We start from the raw sequence: 15,122 nt of genomic DNA, 5'->3' as shown, positions 1-15,122 counted from the left end.
TCATGTAATCAAAAACGCTGCCTGCGCGAGGCGCAAACAGGAGAAACGTTTTCAGACTCGGGTCAGAAAACGTAGCGATTACAGGTAACAATCAGCACATCGCACCTCGGGAAGAATTGGTTGAATGGATAATAGCCACCCAAAGTGTAATGCGGATTGGATATTAATTAAACGAGTTTATCCGCTTTATTTGCAGAAAATCGTCACGCTTATCAGAAAGTGACGCTCTGCAGAAAACGCAGCGCGATTGCACAACCGAAGACGATCAATACGCCGCCGGCGATACGCTCGATCCACAATATCCCTCTGGTTAACCGTCGCTGGATCTGCGGTAAGCCGATGAACATCACGATCAGCAGATCCCAGAACAACACCACGCTGGTCATCCAGATCCCGCTCATGGTTTGTTGCAGCAGCGTCACCGACGGGCCGAGCAGGGCGGTCATTAGCGCCAGATAGAACAGCGCATTTTTTGGGTTGAGCAGCGACGAACCTAATCCCAGCAGCAGCTGTTTGCCAAATCCTGGACAGGTAGACTGGGCGTCTGCTCCGGTCAGGGTTTGCGGGCGGCTGCGTATCAGTAGGCTGCCAATCCATAATAAATAGAGCGCGCCCAGCAGCTCAATAACCGTAAACAGCAGGGGAAGCTGGCGCAGGATCCCCCAACCAATAATCGCCAGCAGAATATACAGCCCGTTGCCGATGGCGATCCCCACGCACAGCCCGGCGCTGCCGCGCATTCGGTAACGTACGGCGTAACCGACCAGTAAAAAGAAGTCCGGCCCTGGGCTGAGTAGTGCAACAAAATGCGCCAGCGCCAGCGCGGGAAAAGCAGACGGAAAAAGTTCAGCAAGCAGCGACATAGCGACCTCAGAAAATGAAACAGAGATCAGCGTACGCCTGACGCAACGCTAATTATTGTCTGATATTGATCGTCCCAGTGCGTACTGGCGCGGTGTGGCTGCTGTGTAGCGAACAAAGGTGCGATGGAAATGGCTCTGGTCGGCAAACCCGCTCTGGTAGCCGACATCGACAATCTCGTCCCCGGCCCGTAGCCGCTGACGGGCATAGTCAATCCGCATGATGTTCAGATAATTTCCCGGCGTCAGCCCGGTGTCCTGCTTAAAGGTCCGAATCAGCGTTTCTTTACGCATGTGACACTCATCTGCCAGCTCATCCAGCGAGGGTGGGGAGAGCAGACTGGACTGCAACCGCTCGCGCAGATACTGGCTGATGACGCTTAGGTTTTCAGGTGTTACCGACTGCAATGGCAGCGAGCGCAGCAATGCTTGTGCGGCATCAGTTATCTGCGTCGTTTGCCGTTGCGGCATGAGCGCCACAAGGTGCATGTAGCACTGGAATAATTGCGGATCGCGGATAACAGGAGTGCGCGTGCAAAGCCGTTGATTGCTGTTCAGCGCAGGCAGATGGGTAAGACACCACCGGGCATCAAGATAAAGCATGTGATAGCTGCGAAATTGCCCGTTGACGGGATTACAGCTGTGAGGTGCCAGTGGTGGGATCACAATGAGATCGCCCACCTTCAGATGGTATTCCTTGTCATCGCACAGGCAGCAGGTTCCTCCCTCGAGAATTGCCCCAATCGAGAGCTGAGAGTGGTAATGGCGCTTATAGGCCTGCTGACTTTGCCAGGTGCTCCGAAGCTCCAGCCACGGCAGTTGCTCATCACGCCAGAACGATTGTGGAATATCTCGGGTATGCGTCACATCGTGTCCTCCATGAAAGTGATGATTTGTTATAGCACAGGCCTTGCGGTGAAAACGCGGGAATGTGCATTGAGGTCGTGATTCTGCGTGATGCGTTCCAGACAAATGCAGACGTTACAAAGGGGCGTTTTTATCTCGGAAATCGTCTCGCAAAGAGAGAAAGTTACAGGTGAAGGTGTGGTTTACCAGCGCTACAGTCACGGCATCTTATTTCCAGGTGATGGATCGCCATGAACAAAGCACCGACTTCCACCCCGCATGATGCGGTCTTTAAAACGTTTTTGCGCCACCCTGATACAGCTCGGGATTTTCTACAAATACATCTTCCCGCTTCGCTGCGCGAACTTTGCGATTTTCAGACGCTGAAACTCAAGCCGGATAGTTTCATTGAAGAGGATTTACGTGCGCACTATTCCGATGTGTTGTGGTCCGTGAAAACGACGGAAGGTGATGGCTATGTTTATGTGGTGATTGAACACCAAAGCACACCGGATGCGCATATGGCATTCAGGTTGATGCGTTACGCGGTAGCGGCCATGCAGAAGCATTTAGATGCCGGGCATCAGCAATTACCGCTGGTGGTGCCGATGTTGTTCTATCACGGTGCGAAAAGCCCATATCCTTATTCCCTATGCTGGTTGGACGAGTTTGCCAACCCGAAGCTGGCTCGTCAGCTGTATGCTGTGGCGTTTCCGCTGGTGGATATTACGGTTATCCCGGATGACGAAATTGTGCAGCATCGACGTATGGCGCTGCTGGAGTTAATCCAAAAACATATTCGTCAGCGCGACCTTATGGGGCTGGTCGAGCAAATTGTTTCCCTGCTACTTACCGGACTGACTAATGACAGCCAGATAAAGACGCTGTTTAATTATATTTTACGAACTGGCGATGCGCCTCGATTCAGTGAGTTTATTCGTGAGGTTGCCGAACGTTCACCGCAGTATAAGGAGCATTTGATGACGATCGCCGACAGATTGCATGAGGCAGGGCTACAAAAAGGCAGGCTGGAAGGGTTACAGGAAGGGCGACGTGATGAGGCGCTCCGTATTGCCCGCACCATGCTGGCAGACGGTATTGATATCTGCACGGTACAAAAAATTACCCGGCTTTCCGCAGAAGATATTCAGGGTTTAAGTCATTAGATATGAGTTAAATCGCATAATCGTCTGGCCGAAATCACCGGGCGGTCCGGTTTACTCTATCGCCATCTTTACCGCCTCGCCGAGCTTTTGCATCACTTCCTGATGCTTCTCGTTTGGCGGCAACGCGCAGTTGATGCGTACGCAGTTGCGATACTTTCCGGATGCGGAGAACAGCGATCCCGGTGCGACCTGGATTTTCAGGCGACAGAGCTGCTTAGCGACGCAGACCATATCGACCTGGAGCGGCAGCTCGACCCACAGCATAAAGCCGCCTTTCGGTCGAGTGACGCAGATCCCGCAGGGAAAATATTCTCGTACCCAGCAGGTGTAGATCTCCATATTACGCTGATAAATCTGGCGCATACGCCGGATATGCCGATGGTAATGACCTTCGCGCACAAAGGAGGCTGCTGCCAACTGCGTAGCGGGAACGTTAGTACCAATGACGGCGTACTTCATGTGTAGCAGTTTGTTGTAATAGCGACCGGGAACCACCCAACCCACGCGCAGTCCGGGGGCTACGGATTTGGTAAACGAACTGCAGAGTATTACCCGGCCGTCACTGTCCCAGGAGTGGATCGTACGCGGGCGCGGATACTCTGTGGCCAGTTCGCCATACACATCATCTTCAAAAATGACGATGTCGTGACGCTGGGCGAGGGCGAGCACCGCCCGCTTACGCGCATCCGGCATAATGAACCCGAGAGGGTTGTTGCAGTTGGGAACCAGCAGCACGCCTTTGATCGGCCACTGATCCAGCGCCAGCTCCAGCGCTTCAATGCTGATCCCGGTATCCGGATCGGTTGGGATCTCAATCACCTTGATCCCCAGACCGCGCAGTAGCTGCATTGTGCCGTAGTAGGTGGGGGATTCAACGGCGACAATGTCCCCTGGCTGACAAACCGCCAGCAGCGCCAGCGACATTCCGCTCTGGCTCCCGTTGGTTATCACAATATCATCGGCGTTGAGGAGTGAACCGCTGTCCAGCATCAGACGGGCGATCTGCTGGCGCAGATCCTGGCTGCCGGGAAGCTTGTCGTACCCCAGCACTGCCTTCAGGTTATGCTGCACTACGCGGCTGAGTTCGCGCCAGAGCGGTTTCAGGCTCGGTTGACTGACATCTGGCGCGCCGCTGCTGAAGGGGATCACAGATTTATCGCTATGCCCTTTTAGCATATCCAGCACCAGATCCCACTGCGTTATCTCGACCGGACGCTGCACCGGGCGTGACATCGGCGGTACGGGCGGCAGCGCTTTTTGCGGCGCGACAAAATAACCGGAACGCGGCTGCGGGGTGATCAGTTGCCGCTGTTCCAGCATCTGATACGCCTGCTGGACGGTGCTGATACTGACCCCGTGCTCCTGACTCAGGTTACGTACCGAAGGCAGTTTTTCGCCATGGCGATACAACCCCTGCTCAATGCGTTCGGCCAGCAGATTGGCCAGATGTTGATAACGCGTCATGCTGTATCCCTCATGGGTACCATACAGATTAAAAAACCAGTACAGATTGGCGTGAAAAAAGCGATGCAGAACTCTTTTTAACCAATCTGTATGTTAAATAAAAGTACTTTGTGAGTCTGTATTGCTTAGGGCCAAATCCGTGAAGATAAAGCCTCAGACAAGGCGGGGAGGCAAGGTATGGAATTTCATGAGAATAAAGCAAAGCAGCCATTTATTGGGTTTGTTCTGATCTGGCGGGCATATAAGGCGTGGCGGTTACGGGCGCAAACGCGGCGCGTACTGCAACAGATGAGTAATGAGCGGCTGCGGGACGTCGGGCTGCGACGCGATCAGGTTGAGTGATTTTCTTCCATCGACAGAGGCTGGGGGTTATCGCCCCGGCCTCTTTTATATTCACATTATTTATCAATCCATGCTTCTGGATAGCCTGTTTCTTGATACTACCCTGATAAGTATTATTTTCTTCTCAGCGATGAGGGGAAAGTAAGATGACGGAAGATGAACTGTTTGCCCGCCGTCCGATGGGGATGCGCATGGCAATGGTGGTGCGCCAGTGGCGAGCCATTATTGATGCTGCCATCACTGATACTGGCCTGACGCAGTCAAGCTGGACGGTACTGATGCAACTGTATCAACTGGGAGACAACGTCTCGGTCAGTGAACTGGCACAAATACAGGGCATTGAACTGCCGCCGCTAATGCGCACCCTTTCGCAGCTGGAAAAGCAGGGCTATCTGCTGCGTTCCACATCGCCTTATGACAAACGCATCCGTCTGCTAACGCTGACCGCGCAAGGCCGCTCAAGGCTTGAAGAACTTAACCGGGTGATTGAGACATATCAACATCGCGTCACCTGCACCATTCCTGAAGCGGAGCTTGCCTTATTCAGCGCGACCTTAATTCAACTCGCCTGCAATTTGCGGACAATCCGCGAAGAAGACAATCAACACTAAAAACTATGATGACCCCAGAACAAAAATTTGCCCGTTGGGTAAGGGTGAGTATTGCCGCTTTCCTGGTAATATTCGCCTGGTTTATCGTTGCCGATATCTGGATCCCGCTGACGCTGGACTCCACGGTGATGCGCGTGGTAACGCCCGTTTCCTCACGCGTATCCGGTTACGTCGCGCTGGTGCATGTACACAATAATAGCCTGGTGAAGAAGGGCGATTTGCTGTACGAACTGGATCCTACGCCGTTTATCAATAAGGTCGAGGCTGCGCAAATCGCCCTTGAGCAGGCGAAGTTGAGCAATCAACAGTTGGATGCGCAGATAGCCTCCGCGCGCGCCAACCTGCGTACCGCGCAATTCAGCGCCCGTAACGATAAGACCACCTTTGACCGCTATCAGCGCCTGGCCACCATGCAGAACGTGTCGCAATCCGATCTCGACAAGGTGCGTACCGCCTGGCAAACCAGCGAGCAGTCGGTGGCGGCGCTTAATGCCAGCATTCAGAACCTGCTGATCCAGCGCGGCGAGCTCGATGACAAGCGTAACGTGACGCTGCAAAAATACCGTAATGCGCTGGAAGAGGCGCAACTGAACGTCAGCTGGAGCAAAGTGTATGCACAGACCGACGGTACGGTGAGTAACCTTCAGCTTAGTCCCGGACTTTACGCTACCGCAGCCACGCCGCTGCTGGCGCTGGTCAGCCATCAGACCGATATCGTGGCCGACTTTCGAGAGAAAAGCCTGCGCCACACTCGGGTAGATACCGATGCCGCCGTGGTGTTCGACGCCTTGCCGGGCAAAGTTTTCTCTGCCCGCGTCACCAGCAGCGATGCCGGTATTCTGGCGGGTCAGGAACAGGTTAACGGTCTGCTGTCGCAACCGGAACAGTCCACCCGCTGGGTGCGCGATGCCCAGCGTATGCGCATTCACGTTGCACTGAATGAACCGCTCGACACGCCGTTACCGACCGGGGCGCGCGCCACGGTGCAGCTGTATAACAGCGAGGGGATGTTCGCCCGTACCTTTGCCGGGGCGCAGATCCACCTCGTCAGCTGGCTGCATTATGTCTATTAACACTCTGGCCCACGTCTTTACGCCGCACGGGAACATTGTCTACACCGCCAATGATTTTCGCCAGACCTTGCGTATCTCCGTTGCCGGGACGATAGCACTGAGTATCTCGACCTTCTACAACGTACAGTACGGCGTATTTTTTGTGGTTTATCCGCTGATGCTGCTGTCGCTGGTGCCGGTGTTCAACCGCCATGTGGCAAAACAGTTCGTGTTCAGCGCGGCGGTGAACTGTGTCGAAATGGTGCTAATCGTCGGCTATCTCTCACAGTGGCCGCTGATTATGACGCTGGTGGTGTTTGGCCTGTATGTGATGCGTTTTCGCTTGATGAGCAAAGGACCGCTGTTTCTGCTTGGTTCGATGGGCGTGGTGTGCCAGAGCACGATGCTCAACTTTATGAGCTATCCCACCACCAACTGGCACACGCTGATGTTCTCCAATATGGAAGCCTGCATCATGGCGGTGGCGCTGAGTGCGCTGCTGCATTATCTGATCCCGGACGTGGAACCCCGCCAGCTACCGCCGCGCATTGAGAAAGATGCCACCCGGGTGCGCCACGAGTCGCTGCTTTCCGGTACGGTGGCGACGATGATTTTTGTTATCTTCCAGATCTGTGATTTGAGCGATTCGCTGTCGGCACTGATGGCGGGCATTTTGATCCTGTTTCCTATGCACTATCGCGGCGCGGTGTTGAGCTCGCTCTGGCGCGTGGTCGGCGTGGTGCAGGCCTGCCTGTATATTCTGTTGGTGCAACTGCTTATCTATGATTTCAGCAACCATATGCTGCTGATGATGCCGCTGATCGGCCTCGGGCTGGCGTTCAGCGCCCGCCTGCACGTAATGGAAAAAGTCGGCGCGGGGGTGGGTTTTGCCAGTATCACCACCATCGGGATTAAGTTCGGCCAGAACCTGCATCCGGACAGCGATCTGGTGTTCAGCGATTTATACCGCATCACCTCTGTTACCGTCGCGCTGGTGGCAACGCTAACGATGGTATTTCTGGTACACCGGGTTTTGAACTGCTTTACCGCGACGCGGTTTGTGATTACCGAGTGAGTGGGGAGTGAATGCCGGATGGCGGCTGCGCCTTATCCGGCCTATGAGACGCAGAATTTGTAGACCCGGTAAGCGTCGTGCCACCGGGTGTTTTCAGATTGCCTGCTGCTTCCCCGTTATCTAATTATTCAGAATACGATTTATTGGTTCGAGAAATAAAGATGTATGAATTATAAATATTTTGAATTTTAATAATTGTGACTTTATGAACATATTTAATTTTACAATTAAATATGATAAGCATAATTATTATATTTTAAAGGATGTAAATCATATGACATGGGAATATAAAGTATCGACAGGTATACTGAGCCATAACGGTAAATTAATTGCTTATTGCTACAGTGGTGCTGGTGAATCAAAGGATAAACCGAACTGTGAACACATACGTAACAAGGGCCCCATTCCACGAGGCGTTTATTTTATTGCTGGATGGAATAATCATAAAAGTCCCTCCGCTATTATCCTCGAACCTATTGCAGGGACAAATACTTTTGGCAGAGATCATTTCGAAATTCATGGTGATAAAAAAGGGCAGCCACCGGGAACGGCATCTGCAGGATGTATAATTATGAATGGACAAGATAAGCGCCAAACCATTTACGATTCGGGTGACACAATTTTGGTGGTAAGATAATGAAATTTATTTTTATCTCCTTTCTATTTATTCTTTCGGGTGCTCCCTGTGCTGCAGTGCATACTGCAGCACAGCTTCTACAGATGATAAATGAAAAAGGAGCAAATACCGTTGTACACGAACTTTATGATGGCAGTGAGTCAGAATGGTGGAACCATATTATTCCTGAAATTAGCAAAGGTAATAATGACTGGTTAACGGTAGCAAGTGCTCTTGAATCCGGAGTTGATGCCAGTACGGCGGAAGATTTACAGGGGGCGGTCTCTGAAGCCATTCCACATAACCCAGTCGGTGTTCTGGCTATCCTCAACGATAACAGACCATTGCTGAATATTGAGCAGATATGCGCATTTACCTCTTACCCTGAGTCAGAAGAAGAAATGAATAAGCTATTTGTTAATTCCATCAGGGAAATGTATAAGGTCAAAACGACAGAAGGGAAGCGGTGTATTGCGGTTATGATCAATAGTGTTGAGAATTCTATTCCATTTAACAAGGATTTATAAATGGCTATCCCCGGGTATATGTCATTAATCGATGATGCTGGTAATATTATCAAAGGTAGTGTGATGGTAAAAGACCGTGAAAATCAGATCGAGATTTTAGGTCTGTATCATAATGTGAGCTACAACTCTGATTTGCATAATGGGAGGGTGTTGAATAAACGCCAACATCGTCCATTTTTAATTGAAAAGGAAATTGATGCTTCTAGTGTGCTTTTGTACAAATCATTAAGTACCGGAGAAACATTAAGGAAAGCTGTTATTGACCTCTATCGAATAAATTATGCTGGTCAGGAAGAGGTCTATTTTACGATAACCCTGGAAAATGTGAAAGTCGTTACGCTTTTTTCACTGATGCACGATGTTAAAGATCCTTATTACGAAAAACAGACCCATCTTGAACTTGCTCAGCTCCGTTACAAGAAGATTACCTGGCACTATCATGATGGGAATATAGTCCACTATGATGATTGGGATTATCGCTTAGGGTCTTGAGTAAACGGCTCCGGATAAAATGATGTTACAATCAATACACGGGGCTTATACTCATGAGCGCTGTCTGGCATCCGGGCGGTTATTTCTGCCTGACAGGTTTCGCCGAAATTACGTCGATAAACTCCTGCACCTACTGTTGCTTAGTTGCTTACGTGCGGACAGCTTGCACACCCGACGCAGCGAATGTAATAACGCTAGTTCTTCCGGCTCCGGCAGCTTGGCCGTCAGCACAATGCAGCCGGGTATCACTCTGGCATCGAATTTGCAGCCGGTGGTGAAACCGGCTGCCTCCAGCCACTGGCCTTTCATAATAATTGTCGGAACATGCGTGTAATCCGGATAACGCGACTTTGCCGCGTACGATGACCTTGCCGTCCCGGAGTTTGACCTCTTGTCTGATTTGCGTTGTGTCGTTCCAGCCAGCGTCAAGGATGGCGGGCATTACGCGTTTGGTGATGATGTCTGCTTCCGTCAGGGTACTCAGGTTCAGGTCAGCCATGTCCGTTCTCTACCGATAATGGGATTGCTCTGATTTTACACAATATTGTTATGCAAGCCATGAACAGAAATGGCTGTGCTACAGCGTCTGGCACGTTATTCAATCTCCAGCTCATCAAACAGCTGTAAATCCACATCCAGCAATTCCACTGCGTTGCTGCGTCGAATGCCGACGTTGTTTTCAATCAACAGCTCCAGCAGGCGATCGCCGTCGATTAAGGTAATCGGCGCGGCGCCTGGGAACAGCGCTGCTTCCGCGCATTTGGCGGCAAACTTGCCGGTAGTGATCAGCGTGCCGCGAATGGCTTTGTGGTAGGGAAGTGCGCCGCGTAGCTGATCGATATACGGGCGCGTGATGGTGTTCTGCATCCGTTTTACCTGCACCACTTCGGTAATGGTGGTGATGCCCACCTGAACCTTACCAATCACATCCACGCCTTTATCGCCGGAGGCTTTGGTCACTTCAACCTGCTCGTAACCCATTGTTTCAAGTAGCTGAGCCACCAGATGTTCAAATTTGTACGGATTCATGGTGGAGAGCTGGTCGCGCAATAGCTCTTTTTGCTGCTGGTTATAGCGTTTTACCGCATCCAGCAACTCCTTACGTGGATCGGTTCGACGTTCAGGCAGTGCCTTACCGAGCCATTTTCGACCAGCCTCGGTAATTTTGTAGCTCATCCCTTCACGGGCTACCAGATCGCGCTCGACCAGGTTGTACAGCCGGGCGTAGAGCGTAGTTTTGACTGAACTGGGGGAGGCAAATTTTGAGTGCTGATGTAAGAATGCCTGCCACTCGGGTAGAAGATCAGCGCGTCTGGCCTGCTCCCGGCCGGCGAGCAGTTCCAGTAGTTGCAACATGCCTTCTGTATCGTCGAGTTTACGCAGTGTGGCTTCATCGTTATCCAGAAATAATCGCCCCTGTTCGCTGGGGTACCAGCCGCCGTCTTCGTGGGTCTGCATAAGATCGAACAAAGGGTTATTGATAAACATGTAGCAGCCATAGCTGTGGCGGGGGTTGAGAATATGGTTATCCATCTTCCAGATCTGCCAGGCTATTTTGGCATCTTCGCCGCTGAGCCGTTCTTTAATCCAGTTATCCGGCTCTGACCAGTCAACCGGGTTTTGTGGCGTACCCGTTTGCTCCTGAATGGCGGTGATCATATTACGCACCGCTTTGACTGAACATCCAGCCACGGCATTCATCATGGCTCGGGTCTGATCATAAGTTGGAAAAAGCGGGGTAATCACTTTGTACTTTTTCACGTTGGTCCCTTAACGAGTGCAATGGCAATAGCTTGCCATACCAGATGAAAAATTCCATGGGATGAATCACTTATCGGAATGAAAACTGCCAGTGCCGGATGGCGGCTGCGCCTTATCCGGCCTACTAACTTCACTCTATTAAAAGCAAAATGTGATGTTATTTCCAACAATTTCGCTATAATCGTAAGATAATTGTATATACACTTTTGTATATACAATTAGGGAAAGAACATGCCAATGGAGTTTGAGTGGGATGCAAACAAGGCACAAAGTAACCACCGTAAACATGGTGTTCGCTTTGAGGACGCAATATTGGTTTTCGACGATCCCCAACATCTGTCGCGGCAGGAGCGGTATGAGAACGGTGAGTATCGCTGGCAGACCATTGGTCTCGTTCATGGCATTGTGGTTATTCTGGTTGCCCATAGCGTTAGGTTTGAAAGTCGCTTTGAAGTCATTCGTATCATCAGCGCCAGAAAGGCAGATCGTAAAGAGAGGAATCGTTATGAGCATAGTTAAACATAAACGCGGCAGCGTATCCGCGCTGAGTGCTCAGCATGAGGCTGAACTGAAGGCGCTGGCGAATAAACCGGACGATGATATCGATTACAGCGACATTCCCGTGACCGAAGATAAGCAGTGGTCAGAGGCCATTCGCGGTAAGTTTTTTCGTCCGTTAAAAACGCAGGCGTCGGTGCGCATTGATGCCGATGTGATGGAATGGCTGAAGCGCCCCGGGAAGGGTTACCAGACGCGTCTCAATGCCATTTTGCGCGAAGCGATGCTGCGCGAGCAAAACAAGAAATAGTCAGAATATGCAGGGACTGTGAGTGCCGGATAGCGGCTGTGCCTGATCCGGTCTACGGGAAGCAGAATTTCCAGGCCCGATAAGTGTAGCGCCACCGGGCATCTGCGAGGTTATTTCTGCTGCGGTTCTCCGCTAAAATAACCGCAGCTGTCAAATTAGTGGAACACCTGCGGCATCATGCCGAGATGACAAACCGATTACCACCAGTGAACAGTGGGTTGTAACGCAGCAGGGCGTGTTGAAATAGGATTCGCCCCTCTCCGCTGTAGGGAGAGGGAATGTTTACGGATTCCTGGCGTGGCTCCGTTAGATCACCTTTGCGCTATTTTCGTAGGTGTTGATAAGATGGTCGCGCAAGCTCCCTGTTCCGTGCATTGTCACCAAAAGATTCTGGCGCGCGCGGGTAAATCCGACATACAGACGCTTGATGTCGTCACTCAGATCTTCCTCATCCCTTTCCTTTGCGGCATCCATAATAGCCACTGAGTGAAATTCAAGCCCCTTACTGCTTGGTAAAGGCATTACACAAAGGAGATCATTTTGCGGCGACCAGTGCTTTTTGTCATCGCTGGTCACAATCATTTGGTAGGGGATGCTACGCGCCGCGAGACGTGGCCCCAGCATCCCCGAAATGCTGTATGTTGAAGGGCACAGTATGGCGATCTCTGACCATGCAATACCTTGTTGTCGCTGCTTTGTCACCCAATCGAGCACGTGAGTAATCTCCTCGTCCTGATTATCAAAGCTGGCCAGTGCCGGGTAAGTGCCGGACAAGCCTCCAGCATCGGGTTGCTGGTATTTGAGCGCCTCTTCAATGTGATTATTGAGATAATTAAAGGCAATGTTGCTGGCAAAATGGAGTATTTGCCGGGTATTACGATAGTTGGTATTCAGGATCGTAGTGCGGCCGAGGGCCTTAATATTGACACTAGAGAGTGTGAAGTCGAGGGCTTTCTTTTTCTGGTAGATAGACTGGGCGTCATCGTAGAGGAAAAGAAGGGAGTTATCTTTGTTGTCTGGCATACGTGCGAGTATTCTCAGCCACTCCGGTTTAAAATCGTGTCCCTCGTCTATTAGGACTGCGCTATATTGCTCCGGTTTTATAATCCCCTCTTCAAATGCCACCGTCAGTGCATTTTCCATCAGCTCAATAAAGTTTTTGCTTTTCGGCGGAAGACAATGATGTGTATTTAACTGTTGATAACACCAGGCATGAAAATGGATGACTTCGACGGGAAGTCTTAAAGTGTGCTGCTCAAGCTGTGATTTGAGTTTTTTGGCCAGCGTGATGTTGTAGCAAATCACCAGGATCGGCTTGGTGTTTTCAATATTGTTGGCAAGCTCAATACAACGGTGGTGCAAAATGAGCGTTTTACCGGATCCTGCCACGCCATGAATAACACGGTGTCCTGCACCCATGCTTCTGGCGAGTTGTTCCTGGTTCCTGTCCATCATGCAAACCACATCGGGGGTGTGGAACGTAAAATTGTTCAGATCAACCTGCGTAACGGATGCGTTAATGCGTACATCGGGATATAGATGCCATCGGATACGGTCGAGTTGCTGTGGTGTAGTGTGATGAGCGTAGTTATGTCTGAGAAGGGATTCGAGCCGGGCAGAGATTTGTTCCTTGGTCATAAACTCGCTGAGTTCGTCTTTGCAAATAACCTGGCTGGCTGGGAATAGTTCATTTATCGCTTCGGGTGGAAAACTCTTTTCTAGCTGTGCTCGGGTGATATTGCTCAAATAAACACCAAATCCATACGGCATAATAAAGCTGCCTTCATAATCACCTTGTTGCTGGCGAAGCAGCGGATCTTTTTTTAGGCTATTGATAGTGTGAAAGGTATATTGACGAACCTGTTCGAGTGGATTCTTGAACGGTTGAATGCCGTCTTTAGTTTCATAATGAATATGTGATTTGTTGGCAGATTTAATTTTTGTAATAAACCAGTCTTTTACTTCTATAAATAACAAACCTTTATCGGGGGTTAGAATTACAAAATCCGGATGCTCTTGCTTGTCTCCCATTCGGGTGTCATACCAGCAGGTACACTGTTCGCTGAGTCCCCCCTCAAGAAGTCTTGCCAGTCTTTTTTCGCCGGCAGTAATTTTCTCGCTACAACTGCTTATTGTGGGAATAATGATTGCCATGTTACGCCTACCAATTCATGAAAATTATATAAATATGTTAAATTAATATTCCGAGAGATATTAATAAAAACATGAATTCATCATGGGTAATGACATTAACAGACAATATTACAAACAGAAAGCGTGATGCGAGATATTTGTTTCAGAGATATTTGCTCCCTTTCACAAATAAAAGGGAGCGGCTGTTTACTTCTTCAATCCCGCAAACGCGGCTCTGATCTCGTCTTCCGGCAGGTTAATGCCGATAAACACCAGCAGGCTGTGCGGTTGTTCGTCGCCCCACGGGCGATCCCAGTCGGCGCTGTACAGACGCTGAACGCCCTGGAAAAGCAGGCGGTTCGGCTCGCCGTCAATCCACAGCATGCCTTTGTAGCGCAGCAGCTTCTCGGCGGATTCCAGCAGCAGATTTTCCATTACCCGCGACACGTCACTGATGTTTACCGGGTAATCCAGCTCGACGACGATCGAGGAGATATCATTTTGCTTATCGGCGATAAAGTGGAAGCGCGGTTTGGCGCTGACCACGTTCTCCTCGAGCATGAAACCGTTGGTATCGAACAGCAAGGAGAGGTCGATATCACCATGCGTGACGGTATACACCGGGGCGCGGGCGTTGATGCGCGCCAGGCGCTCACGCAGTTTCTCGCTTTCACCCGCCACGTCGGTTTTGGTCAGCAGGATGCGGTCAGCGTAGCCCACCTGCGACTGGGCTATGGTGAACTGGTTCATCTGATCGTCGGCATGTACCGCGTCAACCAGCGCAATCACACCGTCCAACAGGTAGCGTTCGCAAATCACTTCATGGGAGAAAAAGGTCTGAATAATCGGGCCGGGGTCGGCCATGCCGGTGCACTCGATCACCAAACGGTCGAAATGGATGGCGCCTTTGTCGAGGTTGTCGAGCAGATCTAACAGTGCGTCTTCCAGCTCACTGGAGCGGGTACAGCAAATGCAGCCGTTGGTCAGGGTTTTGATCTGCGTGGCGCGGTCGCCAATCAGCTGATCGTCCACCGAGACTTCGCCGAATTCGTTTTCGATAACGGCAATCTTATAGCCGTGCTGCTCGTTGAGAATATGGCGCAGCAGGGTGGTTTTACCCGCGCCAAGAAAACCGGTGAGTAGGGTAACTGCAATCGGGGTCATTCATTTCTCCTTCTAACAGCAACTGCTTCCGCCGCTACCGTAGCGGGCTTCCTGGCGCTCGCGGAAGAATTCTTCGTAGGTCATGTACGGCTTATCGGGATGGTTGGTCTTCATGTGCTCGACGTAGTTGTCGTAGTCCGGAATGCCAATCAGCATCTTTGCCGCCTGACCGAGGTATTTTTTTGCCTGACCTAAAGTACCAAAC

At 50.9% G+C, this 15,122-nt stretch carries 17 protein-coding genes and 2 pseudogenes; 10 read left to right on the top strand and 9 right to left on the bottom strand.

The window, feature by feature from the left end; all coding sequences use genetic code 11:
• Nucleotides 1-212 precede the first annotated feature (212 nt).
• Nucleotides 213-863 (bottom strand): LysE family translocator, encoded by a 651-nt coding sequence (locus FDW87_RS16785; RefSeq protein WP_047358393.1) that lies wholly within the window; start codon nt 861-863, stop codon nt 213-215.
• A gap of 48 nt (nt 864-911) precedes the next feature.
• Nucleotides 912-1,727 (bottom strand): AraC family transcriptional regulator, encoded by an 816-nt coding sequence (locus FDW87_RS16780; RefSeq protein WP_049269964.1) that lies wholly within the window; start codon nt 1,725-1,727, stop codon nt 912-914.
• Nucleotides 1,728-1,957: 230 nt separating this feature from the next.
• Here FDW87_RS16780 and FDW87_RS16770 point away from each other — a divergent pair, with 230 nt between their 5' ends.
• Complete coding sequence (locus tag FDW87_RS16770; protein WP_049269961.1) at nt 1,958-2,872, top strand: Rpn family recombination-promoting nuclease/putative transposase; 915 nt, start codon at nt 1,958-1,960, stop codon at nt 2,870-2,872.
• A gap of 51 nt (nt 2,873-2,923) precedes the next feature.
• Here the strand turns inward: FDW87_RS16770 and FDW87_RS16765 are convergent, their stop codons facing one another.
• Nucleotides 2,924-4,336, bottom strand: a complete 1,413-nt coding sequence (locus FDW87_RS16765) for a PLP-dependent aminotransferase family protein (RefSeq protein WP_047414541.1) — start codon at nt 4,334-4,336, stop codon at nt 2,924-2,926.
• A 177-nt stretch (nt 4,337-4,513) separates the two neighbouring features.
• Here FDW87_RS16765 and FDW87_RS16760 point away from each other — a divergent pair, with 177 nt between their 5' ends.
• The 7 genes from FDW87_RS16760 to tssD all read left to right on the top strand — a co-directional run bounded on the left by FDW87_RS16760 (nt 4,514) and on the right by tssD (nt 9,051).
• The gene (locus FDW87_RS16760) at nt 4,514-4,678 is read left to right on the top strand and encodes a DUF1127 domain-containing protein (protein ID WP_016155606.1); all 165 of its coding nucleotides are present in this window, start codon (nt 4,514-4,516) and stop codon (nt 4,676-4,678) included.
• 146 nt (nt 4,679-4,824) lie between these two features.
• Nucleotides 4,825-5,289 (top strand): MarR family transcriptional regulator, encoded by a 465-nt coding sequence (locus FDW87_RS16755; protein ID WP_049269958.1) that lies wholly within the window; start codon nt 4,825-4,827, stop codon nt 5,287-5,289.
• A 5-nt stretch (nt 5,290-5,294) separates the two neighbouring features.
• Nucleotides 5,295-6,362 carry an HlyD family secretion protein gene (locus FDW87_RS16750; protein WP_049269957.1) on the top strand — a complete coding sequence of 356 codons (1,068 nt, stop codon included), beginning with the start codon at nt 5,295-5,297 and terminating at the stop codon, nt 6,360-6,362.
• A complete protein-coding gene (locus FDW87_RS16745) occupies nt 6,352-7,416 on the top strand; it encodes a DUF2955 domain-containing protein (protein ID WP_137379961.1) in 1,065 nt (354 codons plus the stop codon). Before FDW87_RS16750 ends, FDW87_RS16745 begins: the two co-directional genes overlap by 11 nt.
• 205 nt (nt 7,417-7,621) lie before the next feature.
• The gene (locus FDW87_RS16740; protein WP_223952673.1) at nt 7,622-8,053 is read left to right on the top strand and encodes a tlde1 domain-containing protein; all 432 of its coding nucleotides are present in this window, start codon (nt 7,622-7,624) and stop codon (nt 8,051-8,053) included.
• Nucleotides 8,053-8,559: a hypothetical protein gene (locus FDW87_RS16735; RefSeq protein ID WP_047414535.1), complete on the top strand. Its 507-nt coding sequence runs from the start codon at nt 8,053-8,055 to the stop codon at nt 8,557-8,559. The genes FDW87_RS16740 and FDW87_RS16735 overlap by 1 nt, the downstream gene beginning before the upstream one ends.
• On the top strand, nt 8,560-9,051 hold the full coding sequence (gene tssD / locus FDW87_RS16730; RefSeq protein WP_016151575.1) for a type VI secretion system tube protein TssD: 492 nt from the start codon (nt 8,560-8,562) through the stop codon (nt 9,049-9,051).
• 79 nt (nt 9,052-9,130) lie between these two features.
• Here tssD and FDW87_RS16725 read toward each other — a convergent pair.
• From FDW87_RS16725 to FDW87_RS16720, 3 genes and pseudogenes are all read right to left on the bottom strand, one after another.
• Nucleotides 9,131-9,414 (bottom strand): annotated as a pseudogene (locus FDW87_RS16725) (SymE family type I addiction module toxin); the annotation flags it as partial.
• A pseudogene (locus FDW87_RS22890) lies at nt 9,395-9,550 on the bottom strand (type I restriction endonuclease subunit R); the annotation flags it as partial. The pseudogenes FDW87_RS22890 and FDW87_RS16725, both read right to left, overlap by 20 nt.
• A 95-nt stretch (nt 9,551-9,645) precedes the next feature.
• Complete coding sequence (locus tag FDW87_RS16720; RefSeq protein WP_019078303.1) at nt 9,646-10,812, bottom strand: restriction endonuclease; 1,167 nt, start codon at nt 10,810-10,812, stop codon at nt 9,646-9,648.
• 231 nt (nt 10,813-11,043) lie between these two features.
• On the opposite strand from FDW87_RS16720, the gene FDW87_RS16715 reads away from it, so the two are divergent.
• Together FDW87_RS16715 and FDW87_RS16710 are read left to right on the top strand one after the other, a co-directional pair.
• Nucleotides 11,044-11,331 carry a BrnT family toxin gene (locus tag FDW87_RS16715; protein WP_049269953.1) on the top strand — a complete coding sequence of 96 codons (288 nt, stop codon included), beginning with the start codon at nt 11,044-11,046 and terminating at the stop codon, nt 11,329-11,331.
• The gene (locus FDW87_RS16710; RefSeq protein WP_016155614.1) at nt 11,318-11,620 is read left to right on the top strand and encodes a BrnA antitoxin family protein; all 303 of its coding nucleotides are present in this window, start codon (nt 11,318-11,320) and stop codon (nt 11,618-11,620) included. Before FDW87_RS16715 ends, FDW87_RS16710 begins: the two co-directional genes overlap by 14 nt.
• Before the next feature lie 306 nt (nt 11,621-11,926).
• Here FDW87_RS16710 and FDW87_RS16705 read toward each other — a convergent pair whose 3' ends face one another.
• The 3 genes from FDW87_RS16705 to FDW87_RS16695 all read right to left on the bottom strand — a co-directional run.
• Nucleotides 11,927-13,774: a 3'-5' exonuclease gene (locus tag FDW87_RS16705; RefSeq protein WP_016155615.1), complete on the bottom strand. Its 1,848-nt coding sequence runs from the start codon at nt 13,772-13,774 to the stop codon at nt 11,927-11,929.
• Nucleotides 13,775-13,960: 186 nt separating this feature from the next.
• Nucleotides 13,961-14,917: a GTPase gene (gene yjiA / locus FDW87_RS16700; protein ID WP_049269952.1), complete on the bottom strand. Its 957-nt coding sequence runs from the start codon at nt 14,915-14,917 to the stop codon at nt 13,961-13,963.
• Nucleotides 14,918-14,929: 12 nt separating this feature from the next.
• On the bottom strand, nt 14,930-15,122 hold a 193-nt coding region (locus FDW87_RS16695; protein ID WP_137380001.1), incomplete at its 5' end, for a YbdD/YjiX family protein.

It is taken from the genome of Citrobacter sp. wls826 (assembly GCF_005281245.1).
In the GTDB taxonomy this organism is placed as follows: domain Bacteria; phylum Pseudomonadota; class Gammaproteobacteria; order Enterobacterales; family Enterobacteriaceae; genus Citrobacter; species Citrobacter braakii.
This window is presented reverse-complemented; position numbering and strand designations above follow the sequence as displayed.

Coding starts and splice junctions, on each gene's coding strand:
- FDW87_RS16755 (WP_049269958.1), top strand. CDS start 4,825: ATGACGGAAGATGAACTGTTTGCCCGCCGTCCGATGGGGATGCGCATG.
- FDW87_RS16705 (WP_016155615.1), bottom strand. CDS start 13,774: ATGGCAATCATTATTCCCACAATAAGCAGTTGTAGCGAGAAAATTACT.
- FDW87_RS16745 (WP_137379961.1), top strand. CDS start 6,352: ATGTCTATTAACACTCTGGCCCACGTCTTTACGCCGCACGGGAACATT.
- FDW87_RS16735 (WP_047414535.1), top strand. CDS start 8,053: ATGAAATTTATTTTTATCTCCTTTCTATTTATTCTTTCGGGTGCTCCC.
- FDW87_RS16750 (WP_049269957.1), top strand. CDS start 5,295: ATGATGACCCCAGAACAAAAATTTGCCCGTTGGGTAAGGGTGAGTATT.
- FDW87_RS16710 (WP_016155614.1), top strand. CDS start 11,318: ATGAGCATAGTTAAACATAAACGCGGCAGCGTATCCGCGCTGAGTGCT.
- tssD (WP_016151575.1), top strand. CDS start 8,560: ATGGCTATCCCCGGGTATATGTCATTAATCGATGATGCTGGTAATATT.
- FDW87_RS16785 (WP_047358393.1), bottom strand. CDS start 863: ATGTCGCTGCTTGCTGAACTTTTTCCGTCTGCTTTTCCCGCGCTGGCG.
- FDW87_RS16715 (WP_049269953.1), top strand. CDS start 11,044: ATGCCAATGGAGTTTGAGTGGGATGCAAACAAGGCACAAAGTAACCAC.
- yjiA (WP_049269952.1), bottom strand. CDS start 14,917: ATGACCCCGATTGCAGTTACCCTACTCACCGGTTTTCTTGGCGCGGGT.
- FDW87_RS16740 (WP_223952673.1), top strand. CDS start 7,622: ATGAACATATTTAATTTTACAATTAAATATGATAAGCATAATTATTAT.
- FDW87_RS16770 (WP_049269961.1), top strand. CDS start 1,958: ATGAACAAAGCACCGACTTCCACCCCGCATGATGCGGTCTTTAAAACG.
- FDW87_RS16760 (WP_016155606.1), top strand. CDS start 4,514: ATGGAATTTCATGAGAATAAAGCAAAGCAGCCATTTATTGGGTTTGTT.
- FDW87_RS16765 (WP_047414541.1), bottom strand. CDS start 4,336: ATGACGCGTTATCAACATCTGGCCAATCTGCTGGCCGAACGCATTGAG.